This is a genomic window from Nocardia thailandica NBRC 100428, from assembly GCF_000308795.1.
GTDB lineage: Bacteria > Actinomycetota > Actinomycetes > Mycobacteriales > Mycobacteriaceae > Nocardia > Nocardia thailandica.
The window spans coordinates 1-11,443 of record NZ_BAGK01000221.1 but is presented as its reverse complement, the minus strand read 5'-3'; the positions used below and the strand labels follow the sequence as shown (position 1 = coordinate 11,443).

Below are 11,443 nucleotides of genomic sequence, written 5' to 3'. Positions count from 1 at the left end.
TTTCCCCCATGACGAGAATTGCGGTGGTCGGTGGCGGGCGCATCGGTGAGGCGTTGATCGCCGGGCTGTTGGAGGCCGGGCGGGCCAACAAGGACCTGGTCGTCGTCGAGACGGCGCCCGCGCGCGCGGAGCAGCTCGCCGAGCGTTTCGGGGTGCGGGTGACCCCGTCGGTGTCCGACGCCGTCGTCGGCGCCGACCTGGTGGTCGTCGCGGTCAAGCCGGGTGACGTCGACGCGGTGCTGCTCGACCTCAGCAAGGCCGACCTCGACAGCGGCCGCGAGCAGGTGCTGGTCTCGCTGGCCGCCGGTGTCACCACCGCGCGGCTGGAGGCGCGGCTGCCCGCGGGCTTCCCGGTAGTGCGTGTCATGTCGAACACGCCGATGCTGGTCGGGCAGGGCATGAGCGCGCTCGCGCCGGGCCGCTACGCCGACGCCGAGCAGCTCGAGCAGGTCGGCGAGGTGCTGGCCACCGTGGGTAAGGTGGTGACGGTGGCCGAATCGCAGATGGACGCGGTCACCGCGGTGTCGGGCTCGGGCCCGGCGTACTTCTTCCTCGTCGTCGAGGCGATGGTGGACGCCGGCGTGAGCCTGGGGCTGACGCGCGATGTGGCCACCCAGCTCGTGGTGCAGACCATGATCGGGTCGGCGGCGCTGCTCGACGAGACCGGGCAGAGCGCGGTCGATCTACGGGCCGCGGTCACCTCCCCGGCGGGCACCACCGCGGCGGCGTTGCGGGAGCTCGAGCGCGGCGGTCTGCGCTCGGCGTTCCTGGAGGCGCTGCACGCATCCAGGCAACGATCTGCCGAACAGGGCGCGTCGAACGAATGACGGTCGGGTACCGGCCCTGAAAACCGGATTTCTCACACCCGTCGCAGTAATCCCACTGGTCACGCTAAGCTCGGAGGAGCACGTGCGTGTCTGTTCCGCCGGTGGGGAAGCCGGCGGCGCGGACGTGCCGGAGGTCAATGGTGCGATGATGTCTTCGAACAAGATGTCTGCAAACAATTCACCGGGCGCGAGTGGAGGTTCCGGCCCATCCGGACCGAGACCCGTGCCCCCGCAGGCGCAATCGGTGATCGGGGGCGGAACGCAGTTCCTCACCGTCGCCGAGGTGGCGGCGCTGATGCGGGTGTCGAAGATGACGGTGTACCGGCTGGTGCACTCGGGCGAGCTGCCCGCGGTGCGGGTGGGACGCTCCTTCCGCGTCCACGCCAAGGCGGTCCACGACTATCTGGAGACGTCCTACTTCGACGCGGGCTGAGCCCCACTCCCAGGTGGTGCAGGGCGGTTTCGCCGCCGTGATGGTGCCCCGGTAGCATGAACCCTCGGTTCGTGTCCGCCGCCGGTGGCGCCGTTTCGTGGTGTCGAAGTGTGCGGCGGCCGCAAGACGACGCACGCGACACCGCGTGTGTATGCCGAGTAGAGAGAACGCGAGGAAACCCTATGGGTTCTGTGATCAAGAAGCGCCGCAAGCGCATGTCGAAGAAGAAGCACCGCAAGCTGCTTCGCCGCACGCGTGTTCAGCGGCGCAAACTCGGCAAGTAAGCCTGCGTGCCAGCGACGAGCCCGCCCCTCCCGCGTCGGAGGAGGCGGGCTCTCGTTTTGAAATGGTGAGGTTTTGCACATTCGCCGTTTGTGGCAGTGAGCAGTGTCATCGTTAAATCCTTGTTGAACCTCATGGTGTTCCCGGTGCGGGCGGCTACTCTTGTACCCGGGGTTGACAAATAGAAATGGGGGCTCGAGTGGGGACAGGGTCGTCGGGTACCGACGCACGTGATCGACACACACCGAAGGTGGTGCTGGTAACAGGCGCCGGCCGCTTCTTCGGTGGCAATGTCGTGTCCCGGCTCGCCGCCGAGCCCGGTATCGAACGGATCATCGCCGTCGACACCATGCCCCCCGGACGCGAGCTGCGCAGGCGCATGGGCCGCGCCGAGTTCGTCCGGGCCGATATCCGCAACCCGCTGATCCGCAAGGTCGTGGAGGGCAACGACGTCGACACCGTCGTGCATCCGGCCGTGCTGGTCCGCCCGCCCGCCGGTGGCGGCAGGGCGGTGATGAAGGACTTCAACGTCCTGGGCGCCATGCAGCTGCTGGCGGTCTGCCAGAAGACGCCGTCGGTGCGGCGGGTGGTGGTGCGCTCGTCGTCGGCGATCTACGGGTGCAGCGCGAAGGACCCGGCGAAATTCACCGAGGAAATGGGCGCGCGAACTCCACCGGCCGGTTGGTTTGCGCGCGACATGATCGATATCGAGGGGCTGGTGCGTGGATTGGCGCGCCGTCGGCCCGATATTTCCGCGTCGATTCTCCGATTCGCTCCGATCGTGGGCCCGCGGGTCGCGAAACGCGGTGTGCAATATCTGCGTTCTCCGGTGACACCTACCGTGCTCGGACGGGACGCGCGTCTGCAATTGCTGCACGAGGAGGACGCGGTCGCCGCGCTCGTGCACGCCGCGCTGCGCGCGCCGGGTGGCACGTTCAACGTCGCGGGTGACGGCGCCCTCGCCCTCTCGCAGGCCGTGCGCCGGGCGGGCCGGATCGTGGCGCCGGTGCCGTTCGTCGTCTTCCGCACCGTCGGGCGCACCTTCATGGGCCCGGTGATGCGCGGCTTCAGCACCGAGCAACCCGACTATTTCCACTTCGGTTGCGGTCTGGACACCACCCGGATGCGCACCGAACTCGGCTTCACCCCACGCTGGACCACGGTCCAGGCGTTCGACGACTACATTGCGGGCGCAGCGTTGCGACCCGTGTTCGATCCGTCCTGGATCGACGCCGCAGAAAACAAACTGCTCGGCCTCATCGGGGCCGGTACGGGAGCGCATACATGAACGAGGGAGCGAAAGTCATCCGGCTCGACGTCAACAGCGTCGAACCACGGCCCCGCCCGAACCCGCGGCGATGGCCCGAACAGCCGCAGCAGCCCAGTCCGGTGACCGCACTGTCGGACCGCAGGCCGGGCATGCCGCGCCCCGAAGCCAAGTCGCTGAGCGAGCTCCTGCGCGACGCGGCCGCGGGCCAGATCGCCAAGACCGCCGAATTCGCCCGCCGCCGGCTCACCGGCGACTACCAGGTCGACGAATTCGGCTACGACGAGCACCTGCTCGAGACGTTCATCCTGCCCGCGCTCCGCCCGCTGTCGGAGTACTGGTTCCGGGTCGAGGTCGACGGCATCGAGCACATCCCCGCCACCGGCGGCGCGCTCATCGTGGCCAACCACGCGGGCACCGTCCCCCTCGACGGCCTCATGCTCCAGCTGGCCATCCACGACAAGCACCCCGAACAGCGCGCCCTGCGCCTGCTCGCCGCCGACCTCATCTTCGAACTGCCCGTCCTCGGCGCGCTGGCCCGCAAGGCAGGCCACACCCTGGCCTGCCACCCCGACGCCGAACGGCTGCTGCGGTCCGGGCAGGTCGCCGGCGTGTTCCCCGAGGGCTTCAAAGGCGTCGGCAAGAACTACACCGACCGCTACAAGCTGCAGCGCTTCGGCCGCGGCGGCTTCGTCTCCGCCGCGGTCCGCACCGGCGTGCCGATCATCCCGTGCTCGATCGTCGGCTCGGAGGAGATCTATCCCAAGCTCGCCGACATCAAGCCGCTGGCCCGCCTGCTCGGTCTGCCGTACTTCCCGGTGACCCCGCTGTTCCCGCACCTCGGCCCGCTCGGCGCCGTGCCGATGCCGTCGAAGTGGTACATCGAATTCGGTGAACCCATCGCCACCACGGGGTACGCGCCCGAAGAGGCCGACGACCCGATGACCATGTTCGAGGTCACCGACCAGGTCCGCGAAACCATCCAGCAGACCCTCTACAAGCTCCTGGCCAAGCGCCGAAACGCCGTCCTGGGCTGAGATGTGGAGCGCTGGCGCGCTCGAGTCGCGGCCCTTCGGGCCCCGACGGAAACGACCCGATACTCGCGCCTTCGGCGCATGGTCTCGGGTCGTTTCCGTTGGGGCGGCCGCGACGCTCGCTTCGCTCGCCGGGACTCCTCGGGGTCGGCCTGTTCGGGGCGGGTCGGATTCGTGGCGCAATCCCGCCCGCGTTTCGTGGGGACATCGGTAGGCGCGGGCGGGTGGGTTCGGGTCCGTGGTCGAGGGTGGCCGCCACCTCGGCTCGCTCGGCGGCCCGGAACCGGCGTGCCGCCAGGGCCGGGCTGGGCTGTGGCAGTCTCGGCCGGACGGCGACTCAGCCGCGTTTGCGGGTGACGGCGGCGGCTACGGCGCCGCCGGCGGCGCCGAGGGCGAGGGCGGTCGGGACGCCGATCTTGGCGGCCTTGCGGCCGGTGCGGAAGTCGCGGATCTCCCAGCCCCGGTTCTTGGCGACCTCGCGCAGGTCGGAGTCGGGGTTGATGGCGACCGCGGTGCCGACGAGCGACAGCATCGGGACGTCGTTGTGGCTGTCGGAGTAGGCGGTGCAGCGCTTCAGGTTCAGGCCCTCGCGGACCGCGAGCGTGCGCACGGCGTGCGCCTTGCCGAGGCCGTGCAGGATGTCGCCGACCAGGCGGCCGGTGAAGCGGCCGTCCACGCTCTCGGCGACGGTGCCGAGCGCGCCGGTCAGGCCGAGGCGCTTGGCGATGACCTGGGCGAGCTCCACCGGGGTCGCGGTGACCAGCCAGACCTGCTGGCCCGCGTCGAGGTGCATCTGGGCGAGGGCCCGGGTGCCGGGCCAGATCTTGTCGGCGATGATCTCGTCGTAGATCTCCTCGCCGAGCGCGGTCAGCTCGGCGGTCGGGCGGCCCGCGATGAACGACAGGGCCTTCTCCTTGCCCGAGGCCATGTCGGAGGAGTTCTCCTTGCCGGTGACCCGGAACTTGACCTGCTTCCAGGCCACGTCGACCAGGTCGGAGGTCTTGAAGTACTTGCGCGCGGCGAGGCCACGGGCGAAGTGCACGATCGAGGCGCCCTGGACCATGGTGTTGTCCACGTCGAAGAACGCGGCCGCGGTCAGGTCGCGGGGGATCTCGGGGCTGTCCTCGCCGGGCTCGGCCGCGAGCTCGTCGGCGTGGAGCGACAGCGCCGCGTCGGCGCTGGCCTCGCCCGCGAGGTTGGCCCGCAGCTCTTCCTCGCTGGGCCCGAACGGGCTGCGCGGGAACCGCGCCAGCTGCTCGGACCAGCGCACCGGAAACTCACCGAAACGGCCGGCGACGAATCCGGACCTATCCACCTTCGAACGCTCCGGCACCAGTACCCTCCGCTAGTCGCGTGAACATGTCCACAGTAACCGGATCGGCCGACAAGCCGGGCCGGGTGAGAGACGATTGAATAAGGCCCATGACGAATCCCACACACACCGTCACCCTGCTGACCCGCGCGGGCTGCGGATTGTGTACCACCGCACTCGCGCATTTGCGGGAGATCTGTCGTGATTTCGGTCTCGAGCCCGGCACCGTCGACGTCGACGAGGCCGCCGCGACCGACCCCGGCCTGCGCGCCGAGTACGGCGACCGGCTGCCCGTCGTGCTGCTGGACGGCCGCGAACACAGCTATTTCGACGTCGACGAACCCCGTTTGCGGGCCGACCTGAGCCGCCGGCCCTGACGAATGGTGTCCGTTTTCCCCGCTGTGGGAGGTCACGGCCGAAAATGAGGCGCATTTCACCGACTTTGTGAACGCCTGCACAAGCGGTTACGGTGGTGGCACGCGATCCGCACCGCCGACCTGTAAGTCGGCGGCGGTGGCCGGGTCAGCATGACCCCTTCACCAATTCTCCGGCGCGATCAGGCCCGGACCGAGGAGCCGACGACGTGACAGAGCAGCACGAGACGCCAGGTGGCGCCTCCGGCAAGGCTCTTCAACGGGACATTCCCCAGGCCACCGTGACTCGCCTGGCTACCTACCTCCGGGTTCTCGCCGTCTTGGCCGACGAGGGTGTTGCCATCGTATCGAGTGAGGAACTCGCTGTCGCGGCGGGTGTCAATTCGGCGAAGCTGCGCAAGGATCTTTCTTTCCTCGGACCCAACGGAGTCCGGGGTGTCGGCTATGACGTGGCGAAGTTGCGCACCAGGATCGAGGACGTGCTCGGTCTGTCGCAGGGACATCGGGTGGTGCTGATCGGGGCGGGCAATCTGGGCCGCGCCCTGGTCGGCTACGGCGGTTTCGGCGTGCGCGGCTTCACCGTGGTCGGCATCTTCGACAACGATCCGCAGATCATCGGCCGCAACTACGCGGGCCTCGAGGTCGCCGACACCGCGCTGCTCGCCGAACGGGTCGGCGCGCTCGACCCGACGATCGCCGTGCTCGCGGTGCCCGACGAGGCCGCCCAGGAGGTCTGCGATCAGCTGGTCGCGGCCGGGCTGGTGTCCATCCTGAGCTTCGCGCCGTGCGAGCTGAGCGTGCCCGCGCACGTCGAGATCCGCCGGGTCGACCTGGCGATGGAACTGCAGATGCTGTCCTTCGACGCCTCGCGCAACGACGCCGACGCACCCCCGATGGCCGAGGTCGCCCAGGCGGTCTCCGGCCGGATCGCGCGCCGGGTGCCCCCGGTGCCCACACATACCGCTCTCGAACATCCCGCGCAGGTCACCGCGACCCGCGGCGGCAGGCAGCAGCGACGCGGCGCGCCCAGGGCGCCGCACTCGGCGACGGCGCCGAGTACCCAGGGATCGGTGATCACCCCATGAGCGTTCTTCTGGTCGGCATCTCGCACCGGAGCGCACCGGTGTCGGTGCTGGAGAAGGTGGCCATCAGCGAGTCGGACCGGCCGAAGCTGATCGACCGCCTGCTCACCTCGAGCCACGTGTCGGAGGCGATGATCGTCTCCACCTGCAACCGGGTCGAGGTGTACGCGGTCGTCGACGCCTTCCACGGCGGTCTCGGCGAGGTCGGGGAGATGCTCACCAAGCACTCGGGCCTGCCCCTGTCGGACCTGACCAAGCACGCCTACGTCCGCTACAGCGAGGCCGCCGCCGAGCACCTGTTCGCGGTCGCCAGCGGCCTCGACTCGATGGTGGTCGGCGAACAGCAGGTGCTCAGCCAGATCCGCAGCGCCTACGCCAGCGCCGACAGCCAGCAGGCCGTCGGGCGCACCCTGCACGAGCTGGCGCAGACCGGCCTGCGGGTCGGCAAGCGGGTGCACGCCGAGACCGGGATCGACCGCGCGGGCGCGTCGGTGGTGTCGGTGGCGCTGGATCGCGCGCGCGGCGTCGTCGGCGACCTGACCGGCAAGACCGCGGTGGTGCTCGGCGCGGGCGCCATGGGCGGGCTCGCGGTCGCGCACCTCTCGCGGGCGGGCATCGGCCGCGTGCAGGTGGTCAACCGGACCTTCGATCGCGCCCAGCGGCTCGCCGAGACCGGCCGGACCCTGCACGGCGTCGCGGCCGAGGCCGTCGAGATGTCCGAGCTCACCCGCGTCATGGCCGAGGCCGACGTGGTCTTCACCTGTACCGGCGCGGTCGGGGCCGTGGTGACGCTGGCCGACACGCACCGCGCGCTGGCCGAGCGGGCCCGCACCGCCCCCGACCGCACCCTGGTGTTCTGCGACCTCGGCCTGCCCCGCGACGTCGAGCACGCGGTGGCCGGGCTGCCCGGCGTCGCGGTCATCGACATCGAGTCCCTGCAGCGCGACCCCGCCGCGGGCGCCGCCGCCGACGACACCGCCGCCGCGCGCGCGATCGTCGCCGACGAACTCGCCAAGTACCTGACCGGCCAGCGCATGGCCGAGGTCACCCCGACCGTGGCCGCGCTGCGCCAGCGCGCGGCCGAGGTCGTGGAAGCCGAACTGCTCCGCCTGGACTCGCGGCTGCCCGACCTGACCGACCCGGCCCGCGACGAGGTCGCGCGGACGGTGCGCCGGGTGGTCGACAAGCTGCTGCACGCGCCGACGGTGCGGGTCAAGCAGCTGGCCTCCACCCCCGGCGGCGACACCTACGCCGAGGCGCTGCGGGAGCTGTTCGAGCTCAAGCCCGGCGCGGTGCAGGCGGTCGCGGCGCCGATGGAGGTCACCGAGATCGCCGCGACCGGTCCCGGCGCCGCCCACTTCGTCTTCGACGGCGAGATCGCGCTGGCCGACGACTTCACCGCCGGGCACCTCGGCGACGACCAGGGACAGAAACCATGACGACGACGCAGGAACACACCGTGAGCGATTCCGAGACAACCGGCACCCGCGCGCCGTGGCGGATCGGCACCCGCGGCAGCCTGCTGGCCCTTACCCAGTCCGGCCACGTCCGTGACGCGCTGATCGCCGCCGGTCAGCCCGCCGAACTGGTGGTCGTCAAGACCCCCGGCGACCTGTCCGCCGAGCCGGTCGCCCAGATCGGTGTCGGCGTGTTCACCTCCGCTCTGCGCGATGAGCTCGCCGCGGGCGGTATCGATATCGCTGTGCACTCCTACAAGGATCTGCCCACCGCGCCGGACGCGCGCTTCACGATCGCCGCCGTCCCGCCCCGGGAGGACCCCCGCGACGCGCTGGTCGCCCGGGACGGACTCGTGCTCGGCGAGCTGCCCGCGGGCGCGAAGGTCGGCACCTCGGCGCCGCGCCGCGTCGCCCAGCTCGCGGCCCTCGGCCTCGGTCTGGACATCGTGCCGCTCCGCGGCAACCTCGACACCCGCCTCGGCAAGGTCAGCGGCGGCGAACTGGACGCCGTCGTGGTGGCCAGGGCCGGGCTGTCGCGGATCGACCGCCTCGACGTCGTCACCGAGGCGCTCGAGCCGGTGCAGATGCTGCCCGCCCCCGCGCAGGGCGCGCTGGCGGTCGAGTGCCGCAGCGACGACCACGCCCTGGTCGAGATCCTGGCCGGGCTCGACGACGCGGCCACCCGCGCCGCGGTGGTCGCCGAGCGGGCGCTGCTGGCCGAGCTGGAGGCCGGGTGCACCGCGCCGGTCGGCGCGCTCGCCGAGGTCGTCGAGTCGATCGACGAGGACGGCCGCATCTTCGACGAACTCTCGCTGCGCGGCTGCGCCGCCGCGGTCGACGGCTCGGACGTGCTGCGCGCGTCGATCGTCGGCGCGCCGAAGGACGCGGACGCGCTGGGCCGCGCCCTCGCGCGCGAACTGCTGGATCTGGGTGCTCGCGAGCTGCTGAGCGACGCCGATCCGGCCGCGCCCACCCCAGACTTCAACCATTCCAGCCCGATGGAGAACAGCCGATGAGCAGCCGAGCCACCAAGAAGCAACCCGGTCGGATCCTTTTCGTCGGATCCGGGCCCGGCGACCCGGCCCTGCTGACCGTGCGTGCGCGCGAGGTGCTCGAACGGGCCACCCTGGCGTTCACCGATCCCGATGTCGACAAGGGCGTGCTGGCACTGATCGGCGCCGGCGTGCCGGTCGAGGAGAACGGTGACCACCCGGTGGACGTGCGGCCCGCGCTCGGTGAGCCCGCCGAGGTCGCCAAGACCCTCATCGCCGAGGCCCGCAACGGCCACGACGTGGTGCGCGTGGTCGCGGGCGACCCGCTGACCACCGACTCGGTGATCAACGAGGTCAACGCCGTCACCCGCTCGCACATGGTCTTCGAGGTGCTGCCCGGCCTGCCGACGGGCTCGGCCGTGCCCAGCTACGCCGGAATCGCCCTCGGCTCCGGGCACACCGAGGCCGACGTGCGCGGCGAGGCCGACTGGGCCGCGCTGGCCGCCGCGCCGGGCCCGCTGGTCCTGCACGCGACCTCCGGCCACCTGGCCGAGACCGCGAGCGCCCTGGTGGAGCACGGCATGGCCCCGCAGACGCCCGTCGCGGTGACCGTGCGCGGCACCACCCGTCAGCAGCGCACCATCGAGGCCACCCTGGCGACGCTGAACAACGCCGCCTCCGAGCTGGTCGGCCCGCTGGTCGTCACCGTCGGCAAGGAAGTGGAGAAGCGGTCGAAGATGTCGTGGTGGGAGTCGCGGGCGCTCTACGGCTGGACCGTGCTGGTGCCGCGCACCAAGGACCAGGCCGGGGAGATGAGCGAACGCCTCGTCACCCACGGCGCCATCCCGATGGAGGTGCCGACCATCGCGGTCGAGCCGCCGCGCAGCCCCGCCCAGATGGAGCGGGCGGTCAAGGGCCTGGTGGACGGCCGCTACCAGTGGGTGGTGTTCACCTCGACCAACGCCGTGCGCGCGGTGTGGGAGAAGTTCGCCGAGTTCGGCCTCGACGCGCGCGCCTTCTCGGGCGTGAAGATCGCCTGCGTGGGCGAGGCGACCGCCGACAAGGTGCGCTCCTTCGGGATCAACCCCGAGCTGGTGCCGTCGGGCGAGCAGTCCTCCGAGGGCCTGCTGGCGGACTTCCCGCCCTACGACGACGTGTTCGACCCGGTCAACCGGGTCCTGCTGCCCCGCGCCGACATCGCGACCGAGACCCTCGCCGAGGGCCTGCGCGAACGCGGCTGGGAGATCGACGACGTGACGGCCTACCGCACGGTGCGCGCCTCGCCGCCGCCCGCCGAGACCCGCGAGATGATCAAGACCGGCGGTTTCGACGCGGTCCTGTTCACCTCGTCCTCGACGGTGCGGAACCTGGTCGGCATCGCGGGCAAGCCGCACGCACGCACGATCGTGGCGTGCATCGGCCCCAAGACGGCCGAGACCGCCATCGAGTTCGGCCTGCGCGTCGACGTGCAGCCCGAGGTCGCCCAGGTCGGCCCGCTGGTCGAGGCCCTGGCCGAGCACGCCGCCCGCCTGCGCGCCGAGGGCCTGCTGCCCCCGCCGCGCAAGAAGAGCCGCCGCAGCAGCCGGTAGGTCCGTCACCCCCTGCTGTAGCGCAGCAGGGTGCGGACCAGCCGGCAGGTGGCGTCGGACGGCGGGTGGATGTCGATCTGTTCGGCGGCGTGCCGGATGACGCCGTTGGTGGCCTGGCCGGGCAGGTAGACGCCCGAATCGAGCAGGGCGATGGTCAGCCGCATGGCCTTGAGCCTGCGGTTGTGCATGACGTACCAGGAGCGCGGCCTGCCCGCGGGCAGCCTGCGCTTCTCCAGGGGGCGGTAGGCCTCGGTGATGAGGGGTGCGGTGGCGAGTGCGTGCATCGTGTCCTCCCGTCTCGATGGGAACCGGCGCGACATCCGCCGATCCCTCGAACACGCTTTCGATCATACCGCCGCCCACCGACAGGTTTCGGCGCCGTCGTGACGAAAGCGCCTGCCGGTCAAGGTGGTTCGGGGCGGCGTCGGCGCCCGGAGAATTGGGGGCAACCGGACGACCATGTGGTCGTCTATGGTTGACCTGCCCGCGCGCCCGGAGGGGGAGGCGCGGGCCTCGTCTTCCCCGCCGCGCCGCGGGAGGCGGTCACCGCCGGGTCAGGAATTCCAGCGCCTGTGGGTGGCCCCGATCGGCCGCGCGGCGCAGCCAGTACTCGGACTCCGCGTGCGGCTCGCCCGCCGGGGCCGGGTCGCCGGGGTCGGCGACCTCCGGCCGCGCGGCGCCGAGCCCGCGGCGCAGCAGGACGGCCAGCTGGAACATCGCGTCCGGATCGTCGGCGTCCGCGCCCCGGCGCAGCCAGCGCCGCGCCTCGTCCGGATCGCCCGAGTCGGCGTAGA

At 71.3% G+C, this 11,443-nt stretch carries 13 protein-coding genes; 10 read left to right on the top strand and 3 right to left on the bottom strand.

Annotation, left to right across the window (positions count from 1 at the left end; translation table 11 throughout):
* Positions 1-8 precede the first annotated feature (8 nt).
* The 5 genes from proC to ON36_RS25310 all read left to right on the top strand — a co-directional run bounded on the left by proC (position 9) and on the right by ON36_RS25310 (position 3,846).
* Positions 9-827 carry a pyrroline-5-carboxylate reductase gene (gene proC / locus ON36_RS25325; protein ID WP_043658572.1) on the top strand — a complete coding sequence of 273 codons (819 nt, stop codon included), beginning with the start codon at positions 9-11 and terminating at the stop codon, positions 825-827.
* Positions 828-990: 163 nt separating this feature from the next.
* Positions 991-1,260, top strand: coding sequence for a helix-turn-helix domain-containing protein (locus tag ON36_RS25320; RefSeq protein WP_245558195.1), 270 nt, complete (start codon positions 991-993; stop codon positions 1,258-1,260).
* A gap of 182 nt (positions 1,261-1,442) precedes the next feature.
* Positions 1,443-1,544, top strand: coding sequence for a 30S ribosomal protein bS22 (locus ON36_RS33810; RefSeq protein WP_003402602.1), 102 nt, complete (start codon positions 1,443-1,445; stop codon positions 1,542-1,544).
* Positions 1,545-1,729: 185 nt separating this feature from the next.
* Positions 1,730-2,830: an NAD-dependent epimerase/dehydratase family protein gene (locus tag ON36_RS25315; protein ID WP_052314335.1), complete on the top strand. Its 1,101-nt coding sequence runs from the start codon at positions 1,730-1,732 to the stop codon at positions 2,828-2,830.
* Positions 2,827-3,846, top strand: a complete 1,020-nt coding sequence (locus ON36_RS25310; RefSeq protein ID WP_043658569.1) for a lysophospholipid acyltransferase family protein — start codon at positions 2,827-2,829, stop codon at positions 3,844-3,846. Before ON36_RS25315 ends, ON36_RS25310 begins: the two co-directional genes overlap by 4 nt.
* Before the next feature lie 334 nt (positions 3,847-4,180).
* Here the strand turns inward: ON36_RS25310 and ON36_RS25305 are convergent, their stop codons facing one another.
* Complete coding sequence (locus ON36_RS25305; RefSeq protein WP_043658567.1) at positions 4,181-5,176, bottom strand: HAD family hydrolase; 996 nt, start codon at positions 5,174-5,176, stop codon at positions 4,181-4,183.
* A gap of 89 nt (positions 5,177-5,265) precedes the next feature.
* On the opposite strand from ON36_RS25305, the gene ON36_RS25300 reads away from it, so the two are divergent.
* The 5 genes from ON36_RS25300 (at position 5,266) to ON36_RS25280 (ending at position 10,649) form a co-directional block, all read left to right on the top strand.
* Positions 5,266-5,532: a glutaredoxin family protein gene (locus ON36_RS25300; protein WP_043658566.1), complete on the top strand. Its 267-nt coding sequence runs from the start codon at positions 5,266-5,268 to the stop codon at positions 5,530-5,532.
* Positions 5,533-5,738: 206 nt separating this feature from the next.
* The gene (locus tag ON36_RS25295) at positions 5,739-6,614 is read left to right on the top strand and encodes a redox-sensing transcriptional repressor Rex (RefSeq protein WP_043658565.1); all 876 of its coding nucleotides are present in this window, start codon (positions 5,739-5,741) and stop codon (positions 6,612-6,614) included.
* Entirely contained in the window at positions 6,611-8,050 is a 1,440-nt protein-coding gene (locus ON36_RS25290; RefSeq protein ID WP_043658563.1) for a glutamyl-tRNA reductase, read from the top strand. Before ON36_RS25295 ends, ON36_RS25290 begins: the two co-directional genes overlap by 4 nt.
* Positions 8,047-9,084 (top strand): hydroxymethylbilane synthase, encoded by a 1,038-nt coding sequence (gene hemC, locus ON36_RS25285; protein WP_043658561.1) that lies wholly within the window; start codon positions 8,047-8,049, stop codon positions 9,082-9,084. The genes ON36_RS25290 and hemC overlap by 4 nt, the downstream gene beginning before the upstream one ends.
* On the top strand, positions 9,081-10,649 hold the full coding sequence (locus tag ON36_RS25280; protein ID WP_043658559.1) for a bifunctional uroporphyrinogen-III C-methyltransferase/uroporphyrinogen-III synthase: 1,569 nt from the start codon (positions 9,081-9,083) through the stop codon (positions 10,647-10,649). The genes hemC and ON36_RS25280 overlap by 4 nt, the downstream gene beginning before the upstream one ends.
* Positions 10,650-10,654: 5 nt before the next feature.
* Here the strand turns inward: ON36_RS25280 and ON36_RS25275 are convergent, their stop codons facing one another.
* Positions 10,655-10,933 carry a hypothetical protein gene (locus ON36_RS25275; protein WP_043658557.1) on the bottom strand — a complete coding sequence of 93 codons (279 nt, stop codon included), beginning with the start codon at positions 10,931-10,933 and terminating at the stop codon, positions 10,655-10,657.
* Positions 10,934-11,192: 259 nt separating this feature from the next.
* Positions 11,193-11,443: SEL1-like repeat protein (locus ON36_RS25270; protein ID WP_043658555.1), on the bottom strand; the 251-nt coding region annotated here is incomplete at its 5' end.

What these genes read in the sequence shown, in the direction of transcription:
- proC (WP_043658572.1), top strand. Translation starts at nt 9, where the DNA reads ATGACGAGAATTGCGGTGGTCGGTGGCGGGCGCATCGGTGAGGCGTTG.
- ON36_RS25320 (WP_245558195.1), top strand. Translation starts at nt 991, where the DNA reads ATGTCTGCAAACAATTCACCGGGCGCGAGTGGAGGTTCCGGCCCATCC.
- ON36_RS33810 (WP_003402602.1), top strand. Translation starts at nt 1,443, where the DNA reads ATGGGTTCTGTGATCAAGAAGCGCCGCAAGCGCATGTCGAAGAAGAAG.
- ON36_RS25315 (WP_052314335.1), top strand. Translation starts at nt 1,730, where the DNA reads ATGGGGGCTCGAGTGGGGACAGGGTCGTCGGGTACCGACGCACGTGAT.
- ON36_RS25310 (WP_043658569.1), top strand. Translation starts at nt 2,827, where the DNA reads ATGAACGAGGGAGCGAAAGTCATCCGGCTCGACGTCAACAGCGTCGAA.
- ON36_RS25300 (WP_043658566.1), top strand. Translation starts at nt 5,266, where the DNA reads ATGACGAATCCCACACACACCGTCACCCTGCTGACCCGCGCGGGCTGC.
- ON36_RS25290 (WP_043658563.1), top strand. Translation starts at nt 6,611, where the DNA reads ATGAGCGTTCTTCTGGTCGGCATCTCGCACCGGAGCGCACCGGTGTCG.
- hemC (WP_043658561.1), top strand. Translation starts at nt 8,047, where the DNA reads ATGACGACGACGCAGGAACACACCGTGAGCGATTCCGAGACAACCGGC.
- ON36_RS25280 (WP_043658559.1), top strand. Translation starts at nt 9,081, where the DNA reads ATGAGCAGCCGAGCCACCAAGAAGCAACCCGGTCGGATCCTTTTCGTC.
- ON36_RS25275 (WP_043658557.1), bottom strand. Translation starts at nt 10,933, where the DNA reads ATGCACGCACTCGCCACCGCACCCCTCATCACCGAGGCCTACCGCCCC.